The sequence below is a fragment of the Microvirga soli genome (genome assembly GCF_016734765.1).
In the GTDB taxonomy this organism is placed as follows: domain Bacteria; phylum Pseudomonadota; class Alphaproteobacteria; order Rhizobiales; family Beijerinckiaceae; genus Microvirga; species Microvirga soli.
In genome coordinates this window covers 307,440-332,811 of record NZ_JAERQE010000003.1, presented here as the reverse complement: position 1 = coordinate 332,811, position 25,372 = coordinate 307,440, and the positions used below count along the sequence as shown (strand labels likewise).

Here is a 25,372-nt window from a genome sequence, read left to right as displayed (position 1 = left end):
ACGAACCATCCTCGGCGGGGCAACATTAGCGCATAAGTTCACAAGCTTGAGCACTCTACTTTAGAACACATCTATGTGATCGTGCGGGGTCTGGAGTCTCACTCAACGGGCTCGCCCGCAGAAGCCCAATCCTTGAACCCGCCCTTGTAGTGCTCGCGGATGTCGCGACCTGCACCTTGAGCAAGCTCGATGGCCCGAACGGACCGGACGCCTGCCGCGCAGGAAAAGACGATTCGCTTACCCTCCGGCAGAGTTGTTGGATCGAACACCGACAGCGGATGGGACACGGCGCCCGGAATATGGCCGGCGGCGAACTCATGCGGCTCACGGACATCGACCAGGACGAAGGAGCCTTCCTGAAGCCCCTGCTTGATGGCCTCGCGGTCGAGATCGATGACTTGCGGCGCTTCGCTCATGAAAAGTCCTCCCTGCGTTCGGTGTTTCATACCGGGATCACAGGGAGGAGCGCAATCAGGCCGCTCTCAGGCGAGAGGGGGGATCCGAAGCACCCAGCCCGGCTGGATCATGTCGGGATCCTTGACCGGGGGCGAATTGGCTTTGACGATCTCCGTATACTTCGCGCCCTTGCCCTTGCCGTAGTGCTTCTCGGCGATCTCCCAGAGCGTGTCGCCCTTCTGCACCGTGTACATGGTGGACTCGGCCGAAGGCTGCTGAATCTGGAGTTCGGAAGTGTCGACCTCGGCCACGCCATAGGTGTTGCCAAGCGACAGGATCAGCTTCTCGGCCTCTTCCTGGCTCATGGCCTGGCCCGACAGCTTTACCTTGTCGCCCTCGACCTGGATCCCGAGCTTGCTTGCATCGAAGCCGTGTCCCTGGACCTCCTGCTGCAGTTTCTCCGGGGTGGCCGCGGCGGCACTTCCGCCGAAGATCTTCGCTCCGGCCTCCTTGATGAACTTGAACAGACCCATGTCGTCCTCCTCTCACTGTGCCCAGCTGTAGACAGCCAAGCTGAGACGATGACGCGCAGGGGCCCGAACGGTTCCGCTCTAGGCGAGGCTCGAGAACACATCCGCCAGCGAGGGCAGCCGATCCTTGAGCCGCAGAAGCCCGATCAGCTCGATCTGCACGATGGCCGTGGCGAACTCCCGCTCCGGGTCATGTTCGAGCCGCTCCTCGAAAGCCGTGAGGATCTCGTCCTTGGAACGCCCCTTGACCGCCATGATGAACGGGAAGCCGAATTTCTCCTTGTAGAGGTCGTTGAGGGCCAGGAAACGGTCGCGCTCCTCCTCCGTCAGGCTGGTCAGCCCCGCGGAGGATTGCTCGTTGCGGGAATCCGCCGTGAGATCGGCGAGCTTGAGGCGTCCGGCAAGATCCGGATGGGCATTGATCAGCGCCAGCTTCTGCCCGTGGTTTGCGCCCGAGAGCACATGCACCATCGCGGCATGAAGCCCTTCGGCCGTGTCCTGCCCGGTGGTGAGGCCGGCGTCAAAAGCGCGCTCGGCGATCCAGGACGAATGCTCGAAGATGTCGCCGAAGGCCTCCACGAAGAGCGCACGGGTCATGGTGCTGGGCTTCAGTCCTGCCGGGCGGTGCTGCCGGAGCCAGTGGCGTGCGATATCGATGCGACGGGCCACCCAGACATCCTCATGGGATGCGACATAGTCCAGAAAGCGCGCCAGCGCCGCTGCTCGCCCGGGACGCCCGACGAGACGGCAATGGAGACCAACTGAGAGCATTTTCGGCGCAGTCTCGCCTTCGGCGTAGAGCGTATCGAACGAGTCCTTCAGATAGGCGAAGAACTGGTCGCCCGCATTGAAGCCCTGCGGCGTCGCAAAGCGCATGTCGTTGGCGTCCAAACTATAGGGCACGATGAGCTGCTGCCTGTCGCCGTGCTGCTCCCAGTAGGGCAGCTCGTCGGCATAGGAATCGGCGCTGTAGAGGAAGCCGCCCTCCTCCGCCACGAGGCGATTGGTGTGCTCCGAGGTGCGGCCCGTATACCAGCCGAGCGGCCGCTCGCCCGTCACTTCGGTGTGGATGCGGATCGCCTCCTTCATATGCGCCCGCTCTTCCTCCGAGGAGAAGTCGCGATAGTCGATCCACTTGAGCCCATGGCTCGCGATTTCCCAACCGGCCTCCTTCATGGCCGCGACCGCTTCCGGGTTGCGCATCAGGGCCGTGGCAACGCCATAGACCGTGACAGGCATGCCGCGTTCGGTAAACATCCGCCACAGGCGCCAGAAGCCGGCGCGGGAGCCGTACTCGTAGATCGACTCCATGCTCATGTGCCGCTGGCCGGGCCAAGCCTGAGCGCCGACGATCTCCGACAGGAAGGCCTCGGAGGCGCGGTCGCCATGAAGGATGTTGTTCTCGCCGCCCTCCTCGTAGTTGATCACGAACTGCACGCAGATGCGGGCGCCGTTCGGCCAGCGCGGATGTGGAGCGTTGCGGCCATAGCCGACGAGGTCGCGGGGATAGGAGGTCGGCATGGTCAGCTTCCTCGATAGGTGGAATAGCTCCAGGGGGAGGCGAGGAGCGGAACATGGTAATGGCCATCGGGCTCGGCGATAGTGAAGCGGATGGGCACGACGTCCAGGAACGGCGGATCGGCCATTGCGGACCCGAGCGCCTTGAAATAGGCCCCGATCTCGAAAACGAGCTCATAGGTGCCGATGCGGAAGGCATCGCCGATCATCAGCGGCGCATCCGTGCGCCCATCCGCATTGGTGACGGTGCGCAGGATCAAGCGGCGCCCCTCGCCCTCGATGGCGAACAGCTCGATGGCGACGCCGCGGGCGGGCTTGCCGTTGACGGTATCCAGAACGTGGGTGGACAGGCGGCCCATGAAACCTCGCGGATAGAGAAGGGACGGAACGAGCCTGGAACTCTTTCGGGCCTGAGCGTTCCGCGTCAAGCCGCATCCACTGACGCCGCGCGGAAAGGGAGGATTCTCCGGACAGGGTTCCTGTTGAAAAAGCTGCCGCCACGGCCTATCGCAAACCCAGCCGCCGCCCTAGGCTAAGCATTCCTTCATCAATCAAGCAGCTGCATGATCGACCCGCAAATCTCCGAATGGATCAGCCAGATCATCCGCTGGGTCCATGTGATCACAGCCATCGCGTGGATCGGCTCGTCCTTCTACTTCATCCACCTGGACCTCAGCCTGAAGAAGCGGGACGGTCTGCCTGAAGGCGTTGGCGGCGAGGCCTGGCAGGTCCATGGCGGCGGGTTCTACAACATGCGCAAGTATCTCGTTGCGCCGCCCGAACTGCCGAAGGAGCTGACCTGGTTCAAGTGGGAGAGCTATTCCACCTGGATCAGCGGGTTCTTCCTCATCGTCTGGGTGTATTATCTCCACGCCGATCTCTATACCGTCGACCCGGCCGTGCGCGCCCTCGAGCCTTGGCAGGCTGCAGCCATCGGCATCGGCGGCCTTGCCCTCAGCTGGATCGTCTACGAGGGCCTGTGCCGCTCCCCGCTAGGACGGAATGGGCTTTTGCTGGGCGCCGTGCTTTTCGTCTACATCCTGCTGGCGGCCTTCGCCTTCACCCAGGTCTTCAACGGGCGCGCCGCCTTTCTGCACACGGGCGCGATGATCGCCACCTGGATGTCGGCGAGCGTTTTCTTCATCATCATCCCGAACCAGAAGAAGGTGGTGGCCACCCTCCTGGCCGGGCGAATTCCCGACCCGAAGCTCGGCAAGGAAGCCAAGCTCCGGTCGACCCACAACAACTACCTGACGCTGCCCGTCATATTCCTGATGCTGTCGAACCACTATCCCCTGGCATGGTCGTCCACCTATTCGGTCGCCATCGTGGGGCTGATCGTGATTGCCGGCGCGGCGATCCGGCATTTCTTCAACTCGCAGCATGCGGGCAAGGGCTCGCCCTGGTGGACCTGGGCCCTGGCTGCGCTCTGCCTCTGGGCCGCGATATGGCTCTCGATCATCGGCAAGCCCGGTTATGCCAATCTGGCCGGGGCTCCGGCCGATGCGACGCCTGAGGTCGTGACGGCTTCCTTCGACGAGGCTGTCCTGGCGATCCAGTCCCGCTGCTCCATGTGCCACGCGGCAGAGCCCGTCTGGGACGGCATCGCAATCGCCCCGAGAGGCGTTCGCCTCGATACGCCGGAAGAGATCGAGCGGCATCGGGACATGATCCGGGTTCAGAGCGTGCTCACCCATGCCATGCCGCCCAACAACATCACCGAGATGACCCTCGACGAGCGTAGGGCTGTGGCAGCCTGGCTGGCGGCCCGCGACACGGCCACCCGATGAGTTTCCGCATCGTGCGGCCAGCAATCTATGATGGAGAAGACGAGTGACCGAACTCACCCTGGAAGCAGCTCAGAAAATTGCCGCCACCGCCCTCAAGACGGCGCGGGAGAAATCCTTCAAGCCTCTCGCCGTGGTGGTTTATGACGACCGTGGCGCGCTCAAGGCCCTCCTGGCGGAGGACGGCACCAGCATCAAGCGGGCCGAGATCGCCATGGGCAAGGCCTATGGCGCCCTGGCGCTCGGCATCGGCTCCCGCGCCCTGCACAAGATGGCAACCGACCGCCCCTACTTCATCGCGTCCGCCACCCACGCGGTGGGCGGACAGCTCGTCCCGGTTCCGGGCGGCGTGCTGATCAAGGACGGTCAGGGCCGGATCCTGGGATCGGTGGGCGTTTCAGGCGACACATCCGACAATGACGAGATCGCCGCCGCCGCCGGGATCGAGGCCGTCGGTCTGGTCTTCGACACGGGCGCCTGAGCCGTCTTCACAGGCTCAACCCCTTGTTATCCCAGTAATTCCTTAATTTTTTGGATAGTACTGGACATAAACAGTTGATTGATCAACAAATAGGACAAGGTTACTGCCTTACCGGCTTTGACCGAAACATTTAAAAAACCCTGAGATAATCAGAAAGGGAACGCGTCCAATGTCATCATGGTTGAAACGTACCGCTCTGGCGGCTGCCGCAACGGTAGCTTTTTCGAGCTTCGCGGTCGCCCAAGTCGTCTATAACCGCGGCAATACCGGCGATCCGGAGACGCTCGACACCCACAAGACGTCGACCGTCCAGGAATCCCACATTCTGCGCGACATGCTTGAAGGTCTCGTGGCCTACAACGCCAAAGCAGAAGCCGTTCCAGGACAGGCTGAGAAGTGGGAAATCGGCGACGACGGCAAGACCTATCGCTTTACGTTACGTAGTGGCCTGAAATGGTCGAACGGCGATCCGATCACGGCTGAGGACTTCGTCTATTCCTATCGCCGCATCATGGATCCGGCGACGGGCTCGAAGTACGCCAACATCCTCTACCCGATCAAGAACGCCGAGAAGATCAACAAGGGCCAAGCCAAAGTCGAAGAACTGGGCGTGAAGGCCGTCGATGCGAAGACGGTCGAGATCACTCTCGAGTCCCCGACCCCCTATTTCATCGAGCTGCTGACCCACCAAACCAGCCTGCCCGTGCACAAGGCCTCGGTCGAGAAGTTCGGCAAGGACTTCGTGAAGCCGGGCAACATGGTGTCGAACGGCGCCTACAAGCTTGCCGAGTTCGCTCCGAACTCGCACATCAAACTCGTGAAGAACGAAAACTATTGGGACGCAAAAAACGTCAAGATCGACACGGTCAACTTCATCCCGCATCCTGACCTTGCCGCCGGCGTGCGCCGCTATGAAGCCGGTGAACTCGACAGCATGGATGAGCTTCCGGCCGACCAGATCAAGGCGCTCAAGGAGCGCTTCAAGGAGCAGGTCAGGCTGGGTCCGTATCTCGGCACCTGGTTCTTCATCGTGAACTCGTCCAAGGCGCCCTTCAACGACGTGAAGGTGCGTCAGGCCCTCTCCATGCTGATCGATCGCGAGTTCGTCGCCGAGCAGATCTGGGGCCAGACTATGCAGCCGGGCTACTCGTTCATGCCTCCGGGCGTGGGCAACTATGGCGAGCCGGCCTACATGAGCTACAAGGACCAGTCTCCGATCGACCGTGAAGAGGCCGCCAAAAAGCTTCTGACGGAAGCAGGCTTCGGCCCCGGAAAGCCGCTGAAGGTCGAGGTCCGCTACAACACCACGGACAACAACCGCAACTCGGTGATCGCTATTGCCGAGCAGTGGAAGCAGGCCGGCGTCGAAACCTCGTTCATCAACACGGACGGCAAGACCCACTTCGCTCACCTGCGCGACGGCGGCGATTTCGACGTGGCCCGCTACGGCTGGATCGCTGACGTCAATGATCCGAGCAACTTCCTGTTCCTGCTCAAGAGCGACAACAAGGGCTTCAACGCGGGCAAGTACAACAACCCGCAGTTCGACAAGCTTCTCGATCAGGCCGCGACCGAACTCGACCTGAAGAAGCGCGCCGACATTATGAGGCAGGCCGAGGCAATCGCCATGAAGGATATGCCCTGGATCCCGATCATGTACTACGGCAAGAGCAACCTGATCTCGCCGAAGATCCAAGGCTTCGTGCAGAATACGCGCGGCGTCTATCCGTCGCGGTTCCTGTCGAAGACGCAGTAAAAATAATTCTGACAAAGGGGCGGTCTGTTCTTCAGGCCGCCCTATTCTTTTACTGTTATGCTGTAGCAGCAGGAGGAGCTTGCCGTGCTCTCCTTTATCCTTCGCCGTTTTTTATCGGCCATCCCTACCCTCTTCATCATCATCACGATCTCCTTCTTCCTGATCCGGCTTGCTCCTGGCGGACCGTTCGATCTGGAGAGGCCCCTCGAGGCCAAGGTGATGGAGAACCTGAACCGGATCTATCAGCTCGATAAGCCGCTCATTCAGCAATACCTGCTTTATCTGGGGTCCGTTCTGCAGGGTGATTTCGGCCCCTCTTTCATCCTCCGTGACTTCTCGGTTGGCGAGCTCTTCGCTCAAGGACTGCCTGTTTCCATGACGCTAGGAGCCTTGGCTCTAACCTTCGCCATCATCGTCGGGGCCACCCTCGGCTCCATCGCCGCTTTGCGCCAGAACAGCACCATCGACTATCTGGTCACCGGCTTTGGCGCACTAGGCCTGACCATTCCGAGCTTCGTGGTGGCCCCGATCTTCCAGATCGTCTTCGGCCTAGCGCTGGCCTGGTTGCCGGTTGCCGGGTGGGGCAACGGGAATTTGCGCAACCTCATCCTTCCGGTTCTGGTCCTCGCATTGCCGCAGGTTGCGGTCGTTGCCCGCATGACCCGCGCGGCCATGATCGAGAACCTGCGGTCGAACCATATCCGCACCCTGCGGTCGCTGGGCCTCCCCACCCGGGTGATTGTTGCCCACGCCCTGCGCGGCGCTGCTCTGCCGGTGGTATCCTATCTCGGCCCCGCGGCAGCCGCCCTGCTGACGGGATCGGTGGTGGTGGAAACCATTTTCGGCCTGCCGGGGATCGGGCGCTATTTCGTCGAAGGCGCACTCAATCGCGACTACACGCTCGTGATGGGCACGGTCGTGGTGGTTGCCGTCTTCGTTCTGCTCTTCAACCTCGTGGTCGATATTCTCTACGCCCTTATCGATCCGCGCATTCGCTACGAGTGAGGTCCGCCATGGCTGAAGGCGCCGTTCTTCCCGTCGAGACCATGACGGGACCTGTCACAACCGGACGTTCCCTCTGGGCCGAAGCCCGTGGGCGTCTCGTCCGCAACCGGGCGGCTCTCACAAGCATCATCGTGCTGGGGCTGATCGCGCTCGCCTGTATCTTCGGACCGTTCCTCACCGGTCACCCCTTCGACCGGGTCTATCCGGACTACGTGAAGGTGCCTGCGAGCCTTGAGGCTTATCCCAAGGCCGACCAGATCGAGCCGAACATTGAGCGCATCGGAGCGCGCGTTCGCGCGAAGGCCGAGAATATCACCATCGACGGCGACGTCGCTCACATGACGCTCGTAAGCTCCAGCTCCCGTCCGATCGACGAGCGGCTTCTCGCCTATTTCGAGCGCTCCGACCTGTTCGGGCCCGCCAAGGTCGTCGAGAAACAACAGGATGGCCAGCGTCTCGTTGTCGATGTGCCGCTCAAGCGGCAACACTTCCTCTTCGGCACGGATACCAACGGGCGCGATCTCCTGACCCGCACCATGAAGGCCGGTCAGGTGTCGCTCGCCATCGGCCTGCTCGCCACCTTCGTGGCCATCCTCATCGGCGTGATCTACGGCGCGACCTCGGGCTATCTCGGAGGACGGATCGACCTCGTGATGATGCGCGTCGTCGACATTCTGTACTCGCTGCCCTTCATCTTCTTCGTCATCATGCTGGTCGTGTTCTTCGGCCGCAATTTCGTGCTCATGTTCATCGCGGTCGGCGCGGTCGAGTGGCTCGACATGGCCCGCATTGTCCGCGGGCAGACGCTGTCGATCAAGCGGCAGGAATATGTCCAGGCCGCCGAGGCCTTGGGGGTCGAGAGCAAGGGCATCATCAGGCGCCACGTGATCCCCAATACCCTGGGACCCGTGGTCGTCTATATGACGCTTCTCGTGCCGAAGGTGATCCTGCTGGAGAGCTTCCTCTCCTTCCTGGGGCTCGGGGTTCAGGAGCCCTATACCAGCCTGGGCGTTCTGATCTCGGAAGGCGCCAAGAACATCCAGGGCGCCACCTGGATGCTGATCTATCCCTCCATCACGCTTGTCGCGATCCTGTTCTGCCTGAACTTCATCGGCGATGGCCTGCGCGATGCTCTTGACCCGAAGGATCGCTGACATGGCCGAACCTGTTCTTTCCGTTCGCAACCTTCATGTCCGCTTCCGCACCGGCGACGGCATTCTCCATGCGGTGAAGGGCATCGACCTCGACATCAACCCGGGCGAGACCGTCGCCATCGTGGGCGAATCCGGCTCGGGCAAGAGCCAGACCATGATGTCGGTCATGGGCCTGCTCGCCTCGAACGGCTGGGCTGAGGGTTCGGTCAAGTATCGCGGCGAGGAGCTGGTCGGCCTTTCTCCCGGCAGGCTCAACCACTACCGCGGCTCCAAACTGACGATGATCTTCCAGGAGCCGATGACGTCGCTCGATCCGCTCTACCGGATCGGTGACCAGCTTGCTCTTCCGCTCACCACCCATGGCGGCCTGAGCAAGGCCGATGCGCGCAAGCGCGCCATCGAGCTGCTGGAGCTCGTGCGCATCCCGGATCCTGCCCGCCGGATCGACGCCTACCCGCATGAGATGTCCGGCGGCCAGCGTCAGCGCGTAATGATCGCCATGGCGCTTGCCAACAATCCCGACGTGCTGATCGCCGACGAGCCGACAACGGCCCTCGACGTGACGGTCCAGGCCCGCATCCTCGAACTGCTGGCAGATCTGCAGAAGCGGCTCGGCATGTCCATCGTGTTCATCACGCACGATCTCGGTGTCGTCCGCCGCTTCGCCGACCGGACCTATGTGATGAAACGCGGTGAGGTTGTCGAAAGCGGCCGCACCGCCGACATCTTTGCGGCCCCTAAGCATCCCTACACCCAGATGCTCATCGACTCCGAGCCGACCGGCCGCAAACAACCTGTTGCGCCCAACGCTCCGGTGATCCTGGACGCGCAGAACATGTCGGTTCAGTTCACCCTGGAGAAGAGCTTCTTCGGCAAGGCGACCCATGTGCTTCGCGCCGTCGATGACGTGAGCCTGAGGGTTCGCGCCGGCGAGACGGTGGGCGTGGTGGGAGAGTCGGGCTCAGGCAAGTCGACGCTTGGCCGCGCCATCCTGCGCCTGCAGCCGGCCTCCGGGCTTGTCCGCTTCGAGGACCGCAACCTCATGCCCCTCGATCGCCATGGCATGCAGCCTCTGAGGCGGCACCTGCAACTCGTGTTCCAGGACCCCTTCGGCTCCCTCTCCCCGCGCATGACGGCCGGCGAGATCGTGACCGAGGGCCTCCTCGTCCATGAGCCGAGCATTTCCCGCAAGGAGCGCGATCGACGCGCTGCCCAGGCGTTCGACGAGGTGCAACTCGATCCCGCGTGGCGCAACCGCTTCCCGCACGAGTTCTCCGGCGGCCAGCGCCAGCGCATTGCGATTGCCCGCGCCATAATCCTGCATCCGAAGCTCGTGGTTCTCGACGAGCCGACATCGGCTCTCGACCGTTCGGTGCAGAAGGAGATCGTCGAGCTTCTGCGCAACCTGCAGAAGGCTCATGGCCTCGCCTATGTCTTCATCAGCCACGACCTCGCCGTCGTGCGCGCCCTCTCGGACGAGATCATGGTCATGAAGAGCGGCAAGGTGGTGGAGCGCGGCACGGCCGAGGAGATCTTCGACCGGCCCAGCGAGGAATACACCCGCGACCTGATCGCGGCCGCCTTCCTCACCAAGGGCGACAAGACCGAGGCGGCAATCCAGCCCCTGGCCTCCTGAGGGTTGGAACCAGAGACCATGGCGTGGATTTGACTCCACGTCATGGCAAAGCTCGCAGCCTATCGCGCCAAGCGCGACTTCACCAAAACCTCGGAGCCGGCAGGCAAGGCCTCCCGGCGTCTGGGCGCCTCGTTCGTCGTGCAGAAGCACGATGCCTCCCGCCTGCACTATGATTTCCGCCTTGAGCTCGATGGCGTGCTGAAGAGCTGGGCGGTGGCCAAGGGCCCCAGCCTCGTCAAGGGCGAGAAGCGGCTGGCGGTCGAGGTCGAGGATCATCCGCTGGCATATGGCGGCTTCGAAGGCACTATCCCCGACGGCCAATATGGTGGCGGTACCGTGCTGTTGTGGGATCGGGGAACCTGGGAGCCGGAAGGTAATCCCCAGGAGGCGTACGAGAAAGGCCGCCTCACCTTCCGCCTCGAGGGCGAGAAGCTGAAAGGCACATGGCATCTCGTTCGCATGGCGAAGCGTCCGCGCGAGCGCCAGCCGTCCTGGCTGCTGATCAAAGCCGACGATGCGCAGGCAAGGAGCGAGGACGACCCGGACATTCTCGAGGAAGCGCCGCTCTCGGTGAAGACCGGGCGCTCGCTTGAGGAAATTGCGCCTGGACGTTCCACCAAGAGTCCCGCGAAACAGAAAGCCACCGCGAAAAAGGCTCCGCCGGCGAAGATTGCAAAGCCTCCGAAGCGCGCCTCAAGCGCAAAGACGGCAAAGGCTGGCGACATCGTAATAGCTGGCGTGCCTCTTACCCATCCCGACCGCGTGCTGTGGGAGGATCAGGGGCTCACGAAGCAGGAGTTGGCGGAATTCTACCTCGACATCGGCGAGTGGCTCCTGCCGCATCTGGCCAACCGCCCCCTCACCCTCATCCGCTGTCCAGGCGGCACGGAGAAGAAGTGCTTCGTCCAGCGGCATTCGTGGGCGGGCATGAGCGACTTCATCCACCGCACCACGATTCCGGACAACAGCGGCACGCAGGAAGCTTTGACGGTCACCGACATCCAGGGCGTGATCGCCCTTGTGCAGTCGGGCGTTCTGGAGATGCATGTCTGGGGCGCAACCCTCGCCGATCTCGAACGCCCCGACCGCCTCATCTTCGATCTCGATCCCGGCGAGGGCGTGGATTGGCCGCGCGTGATCGAGGGCGCTCTTGCGGTTCGCGAGCGTTTGAAAGCCCTGGGACTGGAGAGCGTCGTCAAGACCACGGGCGGCAAGGGCCTGCATGTGGTCGTGCCCCTGACGCCGAAGGCGCCTTGGAAGGAGGCGCTCGCCTTCTCCCGCGGCGTCGCCGAAGCCATGGCGGCCGACGAATCGGATCGCTACACCACCACGTCCGTCAAGCAGGAGCGCGAGGGCCGCATCTTCATCGACTACCTGCGCAACAACCGCGAGGCCTCGGCCGTCGCGCCCTACTCCACCCGCTCACGCCCCGGCGCGCCTGTCGCAACGCCGGTGCTCTGGGAAGAGCTTTCGCCCGATCTCAGGCCCAACGGCTTCACCGTCGAGAACCTGGGCAAACGCCTCTCCTCGCTCAAGAAGGATCCCTGGGCGGCTATTGGCAAGATCGATCAGGCCCTGCCTGAGGCCAAACCCGCGAAACGCACATCGCGCAAGAAGTAGCGTTCAGAAGACCGGAGCCTTGATCCCTTCCGCCTCGAGCGCCTGTTGCACCGCAGGCCGCGCCAGAACGCGTTCGGCGAAGGCGTTCAGGTTCGGCAGGCTGCGCGGCGGACGCGGCATGCCCCGACCCCAGCGGATCAGCATGAACAGGAAGAGATCGGCGGCGGAGAACCGATCTCCGAGAAGCCATGTCTTGTCGCCGAGCTGCTCGGAAATCACGTCGAACATGTGATTGAGGCGTTCATTGGCCGCCTGCTTCACCGCCGGTGCGGCGGCCTCGTCGCTCACATGCTCATGGGGATAGAACCAGGCCCGGTATTCCGCCTGAGGCGTGTTCGTCAGGTGGATCATCCACTTGTAGAACTCGGCCCGCTCCGCAGTTCCGACGGCAGGCGCAAGACCGGCCTGCGGGAACTTGTCGGCCAGATGCATGGCAACGGCAGCCGTCTCGAACAGCACGAGATCGCCGTCGATCAGAACCGGGATGCGGCCGTTGGGATTGAGCTTCAGATACTCGCCGCTCTTCTGGGCATTCTGGCCGCGGTCCACGAGGCGCAGCTCGAACTCGGCTCCGATCTCACGCAGCATCATGTGCGGCAGAAGGCTGGCATTGCCGGGATAGTAATAGAGAGCGAGCATCGTGAGCCCCTGAATTGTCGTTGGCACTCTGTTGGTAGACGGCGCCACGGGGGTCGTAAAGGGCATCCTGCCGGCGATCCCAACCTTCCTTTCATGCCGTGATGCCCTATCGTCCTTCAGAGGAACGGGAGATGACGATGACGGATCTGGCCAAGACCTTGATTGAGAAGCTGCGGGTCGAACCCGGCGAAAAGGCTCGTCTTCGTGACCGTAATCCTCGCGACAAATCCCTCTTCGGCGATGAGGATCAGACCAAGGCAGACACGGCCTCCCTCGCCAAGGAGATCGACACCCTGCAGGACCGGCTCTATGCCGAGGGATCCCGGTCCCTTCTCGTGATCCTCCAGGGCACGGACACCTCGGGCAAGGACGGGACGATCCGCAGCGTCTTCAACGCGACGGGCCCCTTGGGCGTCTCGGTCCATGCCTTTGGTCCACCCACGAAGCTCGAACTGGAGCATGACTATCTCTGGCGCGTACACGCCGTCTGCCCCCGGCGCGGCACCATCGGCATCTTCAATCGCTCCCATTACGAGGATGTGCTGATCGGCAAGGTGCGGAAGTTCGCCCCCGAGGCGGTGATCGAGCAGCGCTACGAGCAGATCAACGCGTTCGAGAAGATGCTGGCCGAGAACGGCACCACGATCCTCAAGTTCATGCTCCATATCTCGAAGGACGAGCAGAAGGAGCGCCTGCAGGCGCGTCTCGACGACCCAACGAAGAACTGGAAGTTCAACCCCGGTGACCTGGAGGACAGGGAGCACTGGGACGATTATCAGGAAGCCTACGAGACGATGCTCCATCGCTGCTCGACCGAATGGGCGCCCTGGCACGTCATCCCGGCCGATCGCAAATGGGTCCGCAACGCCGCCATTGCGAATATCGTCAAGGCAACCCTTGAGGAGATGAACCCGCAATATCCGGAAGTCTCCTGGAATCCAGGAGACTTCCACGTCGAATGAAGCGGCGGATTACTGCTGGATGCCCGGATAGGCCCAGAGCCCTGAGACGCGCATGAGGTCACGATACACGACCATGCGCTCATCCTTCGAGACCTTGGCCGCCTCTTCCACTGACGGCGCATCGAGCGCCACCACCGGGACGATCTGTACGCTCAGGTCGTATTGCCGGAAAGCGTCCTCGAGCAGCGTGCGGGCACGACGCATGTGGCTGGAACTGGTCACGAGAATGACCGCGTCGGCCGTATGGCGCTTCAGAAGATTGGCGACATTGAGCACGTTGCCGACCGTGTCCTTCGACTTGTCTTCGATCAGGATGCGGTCCCGATCGATGCCCTTCTCCACGAGCCACTTCATCATGACGTCGCCCTCGGTGACGCCCGCCTGAGGCTGGCCGCCGGTGACCATGATCCGGGCGGACGGATTGGCCAGCGCGGCTTTCAGGGCAACATCGAGGCGGTCGAGGAGCGGCTTTTCAGCGGTGCCGTCCTTCGCCAGCGCATAGCCGAGGGTGACGATCATCACCCGACCCGGCAGTGTCGGCACCTCGGTGTTGGGACGCTCGGCCATGATGGCTTCAGCCCGCGCGAAGCGCTGGCGGTAAGCCTCCGCCCGCGCCCGGTCGAGACCGGCGAGAGCCTGCTCCCTCAAGGACACTTCGTCGGCGTTGCCCTCGATTCGAGCCAGAGCGGCGAGCCAGGCCTGAGCGTCGAAGGATGCAGGGCTTTTGCCAAGGATTTCTTCGTAGGTGGCACGGGCGCCCGTGAGGTTCTTCTGCAGGATCTGGGACGAGGCGACTGCAAAGCGGAAGTCCAGCCGCTCGGGCGCCAGCGAGGAAGCCTCGGCGAACGCCTTCTCCACCACATCGTAGCGGCCGTGCAGGGTGATGCCCTTGAAAACCTCGGCCTCCGCCTTCTTCACGTCGCCGCCGGACCAGTAATACTGCATCCCCGTGTCCACGAGGGTCTTGATCCGGCTCGTATTGCCGGGCTCGAAGGCGCTCGCTGTGAACGATGCGGACAGGGTGAGGAAAGTGGCTGCGCCAAGTACTGCGATCTTACGCATGATGGGGGCTCCTTGATTTGCAGGCGCATTCAAGCTGGAGCCGACGACAACCGGATGTCAAACCCGATCCCGTCCACAGGCAGGGGTGAACTTTCGAATAGTCTTGCCGAGAGAAGGTTTAAGCGCGACAATAATCCTTATGAAAAGCATCCTTGTCCCGATCGAAGACCACGGTGTCATCGAGCCCCAGCTGGAAGCTGCGCTGCAGCTCGCCCAGCTGTTCGACAGCTATATCGAGGGGATTGCCATCACGCCGGATTACCCGGTGGTCCTGCCGGTGGACATCGCCATCGGCGTTCCCTCCCCCATCACTCCCGAGAACCGCCTCGAGATGGCCCGTGCCTGCCGCGAGCGTTTCGAGGCCTTCATGACCGGAAAGCAGATTTCTCGCGCTGCAGCCGGCATGGCGGGCCTGAGCTCCGGCTGGCGCCAGGATGGCCTGATGGAGGATGCCTTCCTGGGAGCCTATGGGCGGGTCTTCGACATGATCGTCGTGGGACGCCCCGATGGATCGAACGGCCAGACCCGCCTGTCCACGGCGGAGGCCGCCCTCTTCGAGGCTGGACGGCCCGTCCTGATCGCCCCGCCTGTTCCGACCCGCAGCTTCGGCGAGACGGCCGTCATCGCCTGGAACCGGAGCACGGAGACGGCCCGTGCGGTGCTGGATTCGATGCCCCTGCTCCGGAAGGCCAAGCGGATCGTGGTTCTCGAGCTCGAGGACTGGGGTGTTCCCGGTCCTTCCGGCTCGGAGCTTGCCCGTCACCTTCGGATGCATGACCTGCCGGCGGAAGCCATCACGGCCCCCGATCCGTCCAACCGGCCCGGCGAGGCCATCCTGAAGGAAGCCGCGGCTCTTGGCTGCGATCTGCTGGTGAAGGGCGCTTATACCCAGAGCCGCCTGCGGCAGATGTTCTTCGGCGGTGCCACGAGCCACATCCTCGGCAACACGACCATCCCCGTTCTGATGGCGCATTAACGGTAGGTGCCGGTTTCCATGTTCCGGGATATCGCCGTCGTTCTCGACGATCGGTTCCAGCGTCTTCACATCGGATCTGCGCGTCTGGAGAAACTGGCGGAGGGATGCCGCTGGGCGGAAGGTCCGGCCTATTTTCCGGCCGGGCGCTACCTGGTCTGGAGCGACGTGCCCAACGACCAGATGATGCGCTTCGATGAAACCTCGGGCGCCGTCAGCGTGTTCCGCCATTCATCCGGCTATTCCAACGGGAACACGGTGGATCGACAAGGCCGCCTGGTCACCTGCGAGCACGGCAACCGGCGCGTGACCCGCACCGAACATGACGGCTCGATCACGGTGCTCGCCAGCCACTACCAGGGCGGGCGCTTCAACAGCCCCAACGACGTGGTGGTGAAGTCCGATGGATCGATCTGGTTCACGGACCCCGCCTATGGGATCGATTCCGACTATGAGGGGCACAAGGCGGAAAGTGAAATCGGTGACTGCCACGTCTACCGGATCGATCCGCATACGGGCGACGTCCGCGTTGTCGCCGACGATTTCGTGCGCCCGAACGGGATCGCCTTCTCGCCCGACGAGAGACGCCTCTATGTGGCTGACACCGGCGCCACCCATGTGAAGGACGGACCACGGCACATCCGGGTTTTCGATGTCGACGATCAGGGGAGCCTCTCGGGCGGCAATGTCTTCGCCACCTGCACACAAGGCTTGTTCGACGGGTTCAGGCTCGACGAAGCCGGGCGGATCTGGACCAGCGCCGGCGACGGCGTGCACTGCTACGAGAGCGACGGCACCCTCATCGGCAAGATCCTGGTTCCGGAAGCCGTCGCCAACGTGGTGTTCGGCGGACCGAAGCGGAACCGTCTCTACATCTGCGCCACGACATCGCTCTATGCCATCATGCTGCCCGTGAACGGGGCGAAGACCTTTTAACAATGCCCGCTGTGTCATTCCCGGCCGGAGCGCAGCGGAGGGGAAGGGAATCCATAGCGCTGTGCCTGTGAGTGGATCCCCTTCCCTCGCCTTTGGCTCGCCGGGGATGACAAGGTGGCTCGTACCGTCCTCTAGCTGCTCACGCCCTCGCGCCCCTCGATGGCCATGAGCGTGGCGGTTAAAAGAGCGATCTGCTTCTCTCGGCCTTCGTGAATGGCAAAGACGTCGGTCTGAGCCAGGGTCAGCGTCCTCCCGGCCTTGATGACCCTGCCCCGTGCGATCATACGCTCGCCGACACCCGGCGCCATCAGGTTGATCTTGAATTCGGCCGTGAGAACGCCGGCACTGGGCGGCATGAGAGTTAGGGCCGCATAGCCGGCAGCGGAATCGGCAATGCTGGCCAGGGCTCCCGCATGAACGAAGCCATGCTGCTGCGAGACAGCCGACGACGCGGGCATGGCAATCTCCACCACCCCGGGAGCGACATGGGTCAGAGATGCGCCCAGCGTCACCATCAGCCCTTGACGCGCAAAGCTCTCCCGCACGCGCGCCTCGAAGTCAGGGTCTTTCGGTGCCGGATCGTTCATGAGGTTTCTCCAGGGGGCTTCAACCTCAATCATCGCTCATTGGGCTAGGAATCAAGCCAGTTTTCTCGCATTTATCCTCACCATGTCTCATTCCGGTTCCTCCCCAGCCCACAAAGTTCGTTCAGGCGTTCTTGTCGGCATCGGCCTGATGCTGCTCGGCGTCTTCATGTTCGCCATGAACGACGTCATGGGCAAATGGCTCGTCGCCACCTATTCCGTCGGGCAGGTGCTGCTCCTGCGCAGCATCGCGGCCCTCATGGTCCTCCTGCCCCTCATGCGCCGGCAGAAGGTCCCGTTCGAGATCCCGCCGCAGCCGGGTCTGCATTTGGTGCGCATCACGCTCTCGACCCTGGAGGTCGCCTGCTTCTACTGGGCCGTCACCTATCTGCCGCTCGCGGACGTGATGACCTACTACCTGGCCGGGCCCATCTATGTGGCGGCCTTCGCGGCTTTCTGGCTCGGTGAGAAGATCGACAAGCCGCGCATGCTCGCCATTGCCGGCGGCTTCGTCGGCGTGCTGATCGCCCTGCGCCCGTCGACCGCCACCCTGTCGCTGCCTGCGCTCATCGCGCTCGCGGGAAGCCTGTTCTACTCGCTTCTCATGATCACGACCCGCAAGCTGCGGGACACCCATGACGCCACCCTCGTGCTCGGCCAGATCCTCGGAGCCCTGATCTTCGGCCTTGTCGCAGCGCCGCTCGCCTGGGTCACGCCGAGTCCGCTCGATCTCGCTGGCCTCTTCCTGCTCGGCATCGTGTCCATGGTGGCGCATGTCTGCGTGAACAGGTCCCTGAAGATCGCGCCTGCATCCGTCGTCGCTCCCTACCAGTACACCCTCATCGTCTGGGCGATCGTGCTGGGCTATCTGTTCTTCGGCGATGTCGTGGGGTTCTGGACGCTTGTGGGCGCTGCCGTGATCTGCGGGGCGGGGCTGGTCCTCCTGCTGCTCGAACGCGAGGCCGCGCGACGCGGGCGCGAGGCGAAGGACATCGAAACGCCGGTGCTGCCGGAGGCTTGAGCCTGACCCGTTGCATCATCCTTTCTGACTAGGGACGGTGTGGGACCAGCGCTTGACATGCTGCAACGCAAAGCCGTCAATGGCGCAATAACAGAACGGGGAGACCGATGCGCCTGGGACTCAAAATCGCTGCCGCTACGGCAGGAATTTTCTTTGCATCTTCAGCTTTTGCTCAAGACATCAAGATCGCTCTGATTGCCGGCAAAACCGGTCCGCTCGAGGCTTATGCCAAGCAGACCGAAGCCGGCTTCATGATGGGCCTCGAGTATCTGACCAAGGGCACGATGGCCATCAACGGCCGCAAGATCAACGTGATCGTGAAGGACGACCAGCTCAAGGCAGATCTTTCCAAGACGCTGCTGGAGCAGGCCTATAACGACGACAAGGTTGACCTTGCTGTGGGCACCACCTCGTCCGCCGCGGCTCTCGCCATGCTTCCCGTGGCCGAGGAGAACGGCAAGGTCCTGATTGTGGAGCCCGCTGTGGCCGACGCGATCACCGGCGAGAAGTGGAACCGCTTCATCTTCCGCACTGCCCGCAACTCGACCCAGGACGCCTATGGCGCGGCGGCTGCGGTGCCGGCCAGCGGTGACGTGTCGATCGCGACCCTCGCGCAGGATTACGCCTTCGGCAAGGATGGCGTCGCGGCTCTGAAAAACGCGCTCGCCCAGATCCGCCCGAACGCCAAGGTCGTGTTCGAGGAATATGCTCCGCAGAACGCCACCGACTTCACCGCCTCCGCCCAGCGCATCTTCGACGCGCTGAAGGACAAGCCGGGCAAGAAGATCATCAACATCATCTGGGCCGGCCAGCATCCGCTGCCGAAGATCGCCGACCTGAAGCCCGAGCGCTTCGGCATCGAGATTGCGCCCGGCGGCAACATCCTGCCGGCCATGCAGATCTACAAGAACTACCCCGGCATGGAAGGCGCAGTGTACTACTACTATGCCTTCCCGAAGAACGCGATGAACGACTGGCTCGTGGCCGAGCACCAGAAGCGCTTCAACGCACCGCCGGACTTCTTCACCGCAGGCGGCTTCGCTGCGGCCTCCGCTGCCGTCACGGCCATCCAGAAGGCCGGCGGCACCGACACCGAGAAGCTGATCACGGCCATGGAGGGCATGTCCTTCGAAACGCCGAAGGGAACCATGACCTTCCGCAAGGAAGATCACCAGGCCCTGCAGGAGATGTATCACTTCAAGGTCAAGGCCAACGGCAAGGACGCGAACGACCTGCTCGATCTCGTCGCCACCATCCCGGCCGACAAGATGCCGGTCCCGGTTCGGAACAAGCGTTAAAAAGACCAGTGACCGCATCAACGACAACGACGCCCGCGCTTGAAACGCGCGGGCTTACGATTCGCTTCGGCGGCCATGTGGCCGTCAACGACGTGTCGTGCCGCTTCACCCCCGGCACGCTCACGGCGATTGTCGGCCCGAATGGCGCCGGCAAGACCACCTACTTCAACCTGATCTCCGGCCAGCTACGCGCCTCATCGGGTCAGGTGATCGTCGGTGGCGAGGACATCACGGGCCTTGCGCCCTCGGCTCGTACCAAGCGCGGGCTCGGCCGCGCCTTCCAGCTCACCAATCTTTTTCCGCAGCTCAGCGCGCTGGAGAACGTTCGCCTGGCGGTGCAGAGCCGCGCCGACGCAGGCTGGTCGCTCCTCAAGGTGTGGAACACGCGCCGCGACCTGATCGAGCAGGCCGAGGCGGTTCTGGAGCGCGTGCGCCTGGCGGACAAGCGGCACATCGCGCCGAAAGCCCTCTCGCACGGGGATCAGCGCAAGCTCGAGGTGGCGCTTCTCATCGCCATGGAGCCGAAGGTCTTCATGTTCGACGAGCCGACCGCCGGCATGAGCGTCGACGAAGTGCCGACCGTGCTCGAACTCATCAACGACATCAGGCAGCGCGGGGACGCGACCGTGCTTCTCGTGGAGCACAAGATGGACGTGGTGCGTTCGCTCTCCGACCGCATCATCGTGCTGCACAACGGCGCCCTCGTGGCGGATGGCGATCCCGCCGAGGTCATCGCCTCGCCGGTAGTGCAGGAAGCCTATCTCGGCGTGGAGGTCGCCCGTGACTGAGCCTCTGCTGCAGCTCTCCGGCGTACACACGCATATCGGCCCCTATCATATTCTTCATGGTGTGGACTTCACGGTGCCTGCCGGCGAGCTCACCATGCTGCTCGGCCGCAACGGCGCCGGCAAAACTACGACCCTGCGCACCATCATGGGCCTGTGGCAGGCCTCCTCGGGCAACATCCGCTTCGACGGCAGCGACATCACCACCCGGTCGACGCCCGACATCGCCCGCGCCGGCATCGCCTATGTGCCGGAAGCGATGGGCATCTTCACCGATCTCACGGTGCGCGAGAACATCGTGCTGGCGGCTCGCAGCGGTCCTGTCGACAAGAATCGGCTCGATTGGATCCTCGGTCTTTTCCCGGCTCTCAAACGCTTCTGGAACCTGCCCGCCGGCAATCTCTCGGGCGGACAGAAGCAGATGCTGGCCATCGCCCGCGCCATCGCGGAACCTCGCCGCCTGCTGCTCATCGACGAGCCCACCAAGGGTCTGGCTCCCGTCATGGTGCGCAGCATGATCGAGGCGTTCCGGGCCCTCAAATCATCGGGCGAGACGATCCTGCTCGTGGAACAGAATTTCTATGCCGCCTCGGCGCTTGGCGACAATGTGGTCGTGATGGACGATGGGCGCATCGTGCATTCCGGTGCCATGAGTGACCTTGTGGCGGACAAGGACATGCAGCAGCGCCTGCTCGGCCTCTCTCTGGATGCTCACCAATGAGTGACATGGCTGCCCAACCCTCGGCCCCGGCCGAACTCCCCAGCGCAAAGACGGATTGGCTGCCGCTACTGCTCATTCCGGCCCTCGGCCTTCTGGCGCTGCCCTTCGTCGGCAGTCCTTCGACCTGGGTGACGCTGACCGTGGCAGGGCTCGCCATGGGCATGATGATCTTCCTGATGGCCTCGGGGCTCACCCTTGTGTTCGGCCTCATGGACATCATCAATTTCGGGCACGGCGTCTTCATCTCGCTCGGCGCCTACGCAACTCTTCTGGTCCTGGGGCCGCTCGCCGGTTGGGCAACGGCGGATTCCATCGGGCTGAACCTCGCTCTCCTGGCATTGTGCATACTCGTCGCCATGGGCGTCACGGCCCTTGCCGGAGCGGTCTTCGAGCGCGTGATCGTGCGCCCGGTCTATGGCAGCCACCTGAAGCAGATCCTGGTGACCATGGGCGGCCTGATCGTCACCGAGCAGCTGATCCATGCTCTATGGGGCGCATCGCCGATCCCGATCCCGCTGCCGCAATCCCTGCGCGGCGCCTTCGTGCTCGGCGATATCGTCATGGAGCGCTACCGGGTGGTGGCGGTCATCATCGGGCTCGTGGTGTTCGTCGGCATGCAGCTGCTGCTCAACCGCACCCGGATCGGCCTGCTCATCCGCGCCGGCGTCGAGAACCCCGAGATGGTCGAGGCGCTCGGCTACCGCATCCGCCGGCTCTTCGTCAGCGTCTTCATTGCCGGTTCGGCGCTCGCCGGTCTTGGCGGCGTCATGTGGGCGTTCTACCGCCAGACGCTCACCGCCGGCATGGGCATGGAGGTGATGGTGCTGGTGTTCATCGTCATCATCATCGGCGGCCTCGGTTCCGTGGGCGGCTGCTTCGTCGGCTCCATCCTCGTGGCGCTCGTGGCCAATTATGTCGGCTTCATCGAGCCGAAGCTGGCCCTGATCTCCAACATTCTCGTCATGGCCCTCGTCCTGATCTGGCGTCCCCAGGGCCTGTTTCCGGTAGCACGCCGATGAGCACGTCTCCCGCCCTCTCCCTTGCCTTCGACGAGACCCGCCGGCGCGGTGGTCTCCTGACCGGTCTTTTGTCCTCCGACCTGCCCCGCTCGCGGGCACTCAGCTTTATCCTGCTCGCCATCTTCGTGCTCCTGGCCGCGACCCCGTTCCTGTTCTCGGGCAGCCAGCCCGTGGGCACGGCGGCGAAGATCTGCGTGTTCATCGTGCTGGTCGCAAGCTACGACCTCCTACTCGGCTATTCCGGCATCGTGTCCTTCGCCCACACCATGTTCTACGGCATCGGCGGCTACGGCATTGCCATCGCGCTCGAGCGTATCAGCCCCACCTGGGGTTCGGTCGCGATCGGTCTGGTATCGGCTCTTGCCCTATCAGCCCTTCTGGCAGTTGCCATCGGTCTCCTATCACTTCGAGTGCGCGCCATCTTCTTCTCGATGATCACCCTGGCGGTCGCCTCCGCGGCGGCCGTTCTGGCCTCCCAGCTGTCCGACATCACCGGCGGCGAGGATGGCCTGTCGTTTCAGCTTCCGCCGGCACTTCGCCCAGCCTTCCGGGTCCTCTCGGAGCCAGTCTTCGGCACCATGATCAACGGGCGCCTGCTCGCCTATTACCTCGTCTTTGTCGTCTCGCTTGTCGTCTTCCTCCTCCTGCTGCGGATCGTGAACTCACCCTTCGGTCGCGTGCTCCAGGCGATCCGCGAAAACGAGTTCCGGGCCGAGGCCTTGGGCTACCGGGTAGTCGCCTATCGCACCGCCGCCTCCGTCATCTCCGCGCTTGCCGCGACCGCCGCGGGCGCCCTCATGGCCTTGTGGCTGCGCTATAACGGGCCAGACACCACCCTGTCCTTCTCGATCATGATCGACATCCTGCTCATGGTCGTGATCGGCGGCATGGGCACCATGTACGGCGCCGTCATCGGGGCTGCCGTGTTCGTGCTGGCCCAAAGCTACCTGCAGGTGCTGATGGGGGCTGGCAGCGCTGCTCTCGCCGGTATCCCGCTCCTGCCCAACCTTATCCATCCGGACCGCTGGCTGCTGTGGCTCGGCGCCTTGTTCATCATCAGCGTCTATGCCTTTCCCGGCGGCATCGTGGGTCGTCTGAGGCAGTCAAAGTCCTAAAGGCCAACTCGGAAACTTAGCCGGGCTCGAATCGTTTCCTTCTCAGGCGGAGGAAGCGCCATGAGTCGTGCCTTTGTTCGTGAGCCTGAGGGTGGAGAAGCCTTCGAGGACCTGCCTGATCGGTCGATCAGCCCTCACCACCTCGTCACGCCGGCGGGTCTGGTCCGCATGGACGCGGAAATCGAAGCCCTTGAGAAGCGCGTCAGAGATGCCCAGGTCAGGGACGATAAGGCCGAGGTCGCCCGTCTCTCCCGCGATCTACGCTACTGGTCGGCCCGCCGGGTCTCGGCCGAGGTGGTGCCCCCGCCCACAGACACGTCTCACGTCCGCTTTGGAGCCGAAGTCACCTTCGAGCGCGAGGACGGACGACGACAGACCTACCGCATCGTCGGTGAAGATGAGGCCGATCCCGCCAGGGGCAGCCTCTCCTACATCTCGCCTCTTGCACAATCCCTCATGGGCAAGGAGGTCGGGGATACGGTCACCGTCGGACAGGGGCAGGCCGAGATCGTCTCGATCAGGATCTGAGAGCCTCGACCCTCAGCTCAGGCAGGATCTTTAAGCGATACGACGTTGTCCGTTGTGCCGGAGGCTGACTCGTTAACAGGCGCGGCAGCCAGCAGCTTGTCCCGCAGCATGAGGTCGAGCTCCTGCTGGATCTGCAGGAATTCACCCCATTTCGAGGTCGAGATCAGAGCGCAGATCTCGACCTTGGGCTTCTCCTCGTGCCCCTCCCGCAACCTCACCTGGACGGAGCCGTGCTCAATCCGCGGATGCTCCGCCACAAGGGCGGCAGTGGCTTCGATCTCCTGGCGGATCCCTGCCGTATCAGTGGCCGCCAGCCCGATCACACGGTCGTATGGCATCCGATCCCGGTTGGTCAGGTTGATGATGTTCATATTCACGAAGGTTGCGTTCGGGATCGTGATCAGAGTCCGGTCAAGCCCTCTGATCCGGGTCGAGCGGATCCCGATCTCCTCGACCCGGCCTTCGAGCGTGCCGAACCGGCAGAGGTCGCCCACCCGGACCGGCCGGTCCGCATAGAGGATCAAGCCGCCGATGAAGTTCTCCAGAGTCGGTTTGGCCGCAAGAGCGACCGCCAAGCCACCGACTCCGAGGCCTGCCAGGAGACCAGCCAGCGGAATTCCGAGATGGGAGGCACCGTAGATGAGCAGAGTAACGGCAACGGTAAGGCCGGCAATCCGAACGGCAGCTCGTGCCAGATGGGCATCGATGCTTTTCGTCGCCGTCAGGTAGAGCCTTCCGGCAAGAGCATTGGAGAACACAAGCACGGCCCAGATCATGGCGATATAGGCGATCCCCTCGGCAATCTCCTCGACGGTGTTGTTAACTTGGCCCGTCAGGTTGATCTGGTTGTCGCTCATGTAGCGCACGAACAAAGCCGCAACTGCAACGGCACAGGGAACGAGCACATCCGCCAGAACCTGCACTGCTCCGCTTTGAGACGAGGCGCCATCACGAGCGAGGTAGCGCACTCCGAGGACGGCAAAGACGGCGAGACATGCCACGAGAAAGAATGCAATCCACTGCCAACCCGCCTGCCCCTCGATCTCCACCTTCAGGGGTGCCGGCAGGGCTTCGATCACGCTGAACCATTTCGGCGGCAGCAGATGGCCGGGCGACTGGCTGAAGAAATCGTAGAAATCGGTCTTTACGCCGCTCAGGTTGGGCTCGCTGCGGATCATGCGATAGAAGCTCTCGAGCCCCAGCACGGTCCCGCTGGAGAAGAGGTACTCCCCGGCTCTCGCGCCATCTGCCATGCGCACGATCCGAAGATCCGTTCCGGGAACATTCCAGCTTGCCGGCGGCTTTGCCGCGACCTCATCGTCTCCCGGGATCGGGCTTGAGCCAGACAACGGAACACGGTCCAGGATCTCTTTCAGGAGAATGACGGATTCGAGACGCCGATGCTCCAGTTCGACCGGAGGAATATCCCGCAGGTCGAGGGTTTGGGAGGCTCTCGCCAGCAGAGCATCTGCCTCCGCGGCCTTTCGGGTGACGCTCTCGCTTAAGGACAGGCCGGCTTCGGACCTGCTCTCCCGGTAAGCTTCCATGAGCAGAGCCGTTGCCCGCGATGCATCGGCGCGGAAGCTCTCCAGGGTCGCCCTGGGGCTCGATGTCTGTGCCGGAGAGAGGAAGCCGAGACTGCCAAGCGCCTGCGGCGTGCCGAGAACCTGCAAGACGATGAAAAGGACCAGCAGAAGCGCGCTCACTAGCGGGATTGCCGTCTCGCGGAGGGCTTGTCGCAGGGAGATCATCATGGCGCTTTCCGGTCGTGGAGATCCAAGCCCCCAATCCTAGGCCAACAGACAGGACCTTCCAACCGACGGCAGACATTAACCCCTTTGGGAAA

Annotated in this window: 25 protein-coding genes; 17 read left to right on the top strand and 8 right to left on the bottom strand. The window is 63.1% G+C overall.

Annotated elements, in window-relative coordinates; translation table 11 throughout:
* Positions 1 to 98: 98 nt before the first annotated feature.
* The 4 genes from JKL45_RS05235 to uraH all read right to left on the bottom strand — a co-directional run bounded on the left by JKL45_RS05235 (position 99) and on the right by uraH (position 2,803).
* Complete coding sequence (locus tag JKL45_RS05235) at positions 99 to 416, bottom strand: rhodanese-like domain-containing protein (RefSeq protein WP_201860056.1); 318 nt, start codon at positions 414 to 416, stop codon at positions 99 to 101.
* A gap of 66 nt (positions 417 to 482) precedes the next feature.
* Positions 483 to 929, bottom strand: a complete 447-nt coding sequence (gene lysM / locus JKL45_RS05230; RefSeq protein ID WP_201860055.1) for a peptidoglycan-binding protein LysM — start codon at positions 927 to 929, stop codon at positions 483 to 485.
* Between the two features lie 78 nt (positions 930 to 1,007).
* Entirely contained in the window at positions 1,008 to 2,447 is a 1,440-nt protein-coding gene (puuE, locus tag JKL45_RS05225) for an allantoinase PuuE (RefSeq protein WP_201860054.1), read from the bottom strand.
* 2 nt (positions 2,448 to 2,449) lie between these two features.
* Positions 2,450 to 2,803, bottom strand: coding sequence for a hydroxyisourate hydrolase (gene uraH / locus JKL45_RS05220; protein ID WP_201860053.1), 354 nt, complete (start codon positions 2,801 to 2,803; stop codon positions 2,450 to 2,452).
* A gap of 204 nt (positions 2,804 to 3,007) precedes the next feature.
* Between uraH and JKL45_RS05215 the strand changes: the two genes are divergently transcribed.
* From JKL45_RS05215 to ligD, 7 genes are all read left to right on the top strand, one after another.
* Entirely contained in the window at positions 3,008 to 4,234 is a 1,227-nt protein-coding gene (locus JKL45_RS05215) for a urate hydroxylase PuuD (protein WP_201860052.1), read from the top strand.
* 43 nt (positions 4,235 to 4,277) lie between these two features.
* The gene (locus tag JKL45_RS05210) at positions 4,278 to 4,712 is read left to right on the top strand and encodes a GlcG/HbpS family heme-binding protein (protein WP_201860051.1); all 435 of its coding nucleotides are present in this window, start codon (positions 4,278 to 4,280) and stop codon (positions 4,710 to 4,712) included.
* Between the two features lie 169 nt (positions 4,713 to 4,881).
* The gene (locus JKL45_RS05205) at positions 4,882 to 6,468 is read left to right on the top strand and encodes a peptide ABC transporter substrate-binding protein (protein WP_201860050.1); all 1,587 of its coding nucleotides are present in this window, start codon (positions 4,882 to 4,884) and stop codon (positions 6,466 to 6,468) included.
* Between the two features lie 84 nt (positions 6,469 to 6,552).
* Positions 6,553 to 7,473, top strand: a complete 921-nt coding sequence (gene oppB, locus JKL45_RS05200; RefSeq protein WP_201860049.1) for an oligopeptide ABC transporter permease OppB — start codon at positions 6,553 to 6,555, stop codon at positions 7,471 to 7,473.
* Between the two features lie 8 nt (positions 7,474 to 7,481).
* Complete coding sequence (locus tag JKL45_RS05195) at positions 7,482 to 8,627, top strand: ABC transporter permease subunit (protein WP_201860048.1); 1,146 nt, start codon at positions 7,482 to 7,484, stop codon at positions 8,625 to 8,627.
* 1 nt (position 8,628) lies between these two features.
* Positions 8,629 to 10,263 (top strand): ABC transporter ATP-binding protein, encoded by a 1,635-nt coding sequence (locus JKL45_RS05190; protein ID WP_201860047.1) that lies wholly within the window; start codon positions 8,629 to 8,631, stop codon positions 10,261 to 10,263.
* 42 nt (positions 10,264 to 10,305) lie between these two features.
* Positions 10,306 to 11,883 (top strand): non-homologous end-joining DNA ligase, encoded by a 1,578-nt coding sequence (gene ligD, locus JKL45_RS05185; RefSeq protein WP_201860046.1) that lies wholly within the window; start codon positions 10,306 to 10,308, stop codon positions 11,881 to 11,883.
* A 3-nt stretch (positions 11,884 to 11,886) separates the two neighbouring features.
* Here ligD and JKL45_RS05180 read toward each other — a convergent pair whose 3' ends face one another.
* Positions 11,887 to 12,522 carry a glutathione S-transferase family protein gene (locus JKL45_RS05180; protein WP_201860045.1) on the bottom strand — a complete coding sequence of 212 codons (636 nt, stop codon included), beginning with the start codon at positions 12,520 to 12,522 and terminating at the stop codon, positions 11,887 to 11,889.
* Positions 12,523 to 12,659: 137 nt separating this feature from the next.
* Between JKL45_RS05180 and JKL45_RS05175 the strand changes: the two genes are divergently transcribed.
* Complete coding sequence (locus JKL45_RS05175) at positions 12,660 to 13,484, top strand: polyphosphate kinase 2 family protein (protein WP_201860044.1); 825 nt, start codon at positions 12,660 to 12,662, stop codon at positions 13,482 to 13,484.
* A gap of 9 nt (positions 13,485 to 13,493) precedes the next feature.
* Here JKL45_RS05175 and JKL45_RS05170 read toward each other — a convergent pair whose 3' ends face one another.
* Positions 13,494 to 14,546, bottom strand: coding sequence for a YdcF family protein (locus tag JKL45_RS05170; RefSeq protein WP_201860043.1), 1,053 nt, complete (start codon positions 14,544 to 14,546; stop codon positions 13,494 to 13,496).
* Between the two features lie 139 nt (positions 14,547 to 14,685).
* Between JKL45_RS05170 and JKL45_RS05165 the strand changes: the two genes are divergently transcribed.
* Together JKL45_RS05165 and JKL45_RS05160 are read left to right on the top strand one after the other, a co-directional pair.
* On the top strand, positions 14,686 to 15,522 hold the full coding sequence (locus JKL45_RS05165; protein ID WP_201860042.1) for a universal stress protein: 837 nt from the start codon (positions 14,686 to 14,688) through the stop codon (positions 15,520 to 15,522).
* Between the two features lie 18 nt (positions 15,523 to 15,540).
* Entirely contained in the window at positions 15,541 to 16,455 is a 915-nt protein-coding gene (locus JKL45_RS05160; RefSeq protein ID WP_201860041.1) for an SMP-30/gluconolactonase/LRE family protein, read from the top strand.
* Between the two features lie 131 nt (positions 16,456 to 16,586).
* Here JKL45_RS05160 and JKL45_RS05155 read toward each other — a convergent pair whose 3' ends face one another.
* The gene (locus tag JKL45_RS05155; RefSeq protein WP_201860040.1) at positions 16,587 to 17,042 is read right to left on the bottom strand and encodes a PaaI family thioesterase; all 456 of its coding nucleotides are present in this window, start codon (positions 17,040 to 17,042) and stop codon (positions 16,587 to 16,589) included.
* Between the two features lie 82 nt (positions 17,043 to 17,124).
* Between JKL45_RS05155 and JKL45_RS05150 the strand changes: the two genes are divergently transcribed.
* The 7 genes from JKL45_RS05150 to greA all read left to right on the top strand — a co-directional run bounded on the left by JKL45_RS05150 (position 17,125) and on the right by greA (position 23,526).
* Positions 17,125 to 18,060, top strand: a complete 936-nt coding sequence (locus tag JKL45_RS05150) for a DMT family transporter (protein ID WP_201860039.1) — start codon at positions 17,125 to 17,127, stop codon at positions 18,058 to 18,060.
* Between the two features lie 107 nt (positions 18,061 to 18,167).
* The gene (locus JKL45_RS05145; RefSeq protein WP_201860038.1) at positions 18,168 to 19,358 is read left to right on the top strand and encodes a substrate-binding domain-containing protein; all 1,191 of its coding nucleotides are present in this window, start codon (positions 18,168 to 18,170) and stop codon (positions 19,356 to 19,358) included.
* An 8-nt stretch (positions 19,359 to 19,366) separates the two neighbouring features.
* A complete protein-coding gene (locus JKL45_RS05140; protein ID WP_201860037.1) occupies positions 19,367 to 20,146 on the top strand; it encodes an ABC transporter ATP-binding protein in 780 nt (259 codons plus the stop codon).
* Positions 20,139 to 20,864: an ABC transporter ATP-binding protein gene (locus tag JKL45_RS05135; RefSeq protein ID WP_201860036.1), complete on the top strand. Its 726-nt coding sequence runs from the start codon at positions 20,139 to 20,141 to the stop codon at positions 20,862 to 20,864. Before JKL45_RS05140 ends, JKL45_RS05135 begins: the two co-directional genes overlap by 8 nt.
* Positions 20,861 to 21,883: a branched-chain amino acid ABC transporter permease gene (locus JKL45_RS05130; protein ID WP_201860035.1), complete on the top strand. Its 1,023-nt coding sequence runs from the start codon at positions 20,861 to 20,863 to the stop codon at positions 21,881 to 21,883. Before JKL45_RS05135 ends, JKL45_RS05130 begins: the two co-directional genes overlap by 4 nt.
* Positions 21,880 to 22,998, top strand: a complete 1,119-nt coding sequence (locus tag JKL45_RS05125) for a branched-chain amino acid ABC transporter permease (protein ID WP_246498307.1) — start codon at positions 21,880 to 21,882, stop codon at positions 22,996 to 22,998. Before JKL45_RS05130 ends, JKL45_RS05125 begins: the two co-directional genes overlap by 4 nt.
* A 60-nt stretch (positions 22,999 to 23,058) precedes the next feature.
* On the top strand, positions 23,059 to 23,526 hold the full coding sequence (gene greA, locus JKL45_RS05120; protein ID WP_201860034.1) for a transcription elongation factor GreA: 468 nt from the start codon (positions 23,059 to 23,061) through the stop codon (positions 23,524 to 23,526).
* A 17-nt stretch (positions 23,527 to 23,543) separates the two neighbouring features.
* Here the strand turns inward: greA and JKL45_RS05115 are convergent, their stop codons facing one another.
* The gene (locus JKL45_RS05115) at positions 23,544 to 25,280 is read right to left on the bottom strand and encodes a mechanosensitive ion channel family protein (RefSeq protein ID WP_201860033.1); all 1,737 of its coding nucleotides are present in this window, start codon (positions 25,278 to 25,280) and stop codon (positions 23,544 to 23,546) included.
* Positions 25,281 to 25,372 lie beyond the last annotated feature (92 nt).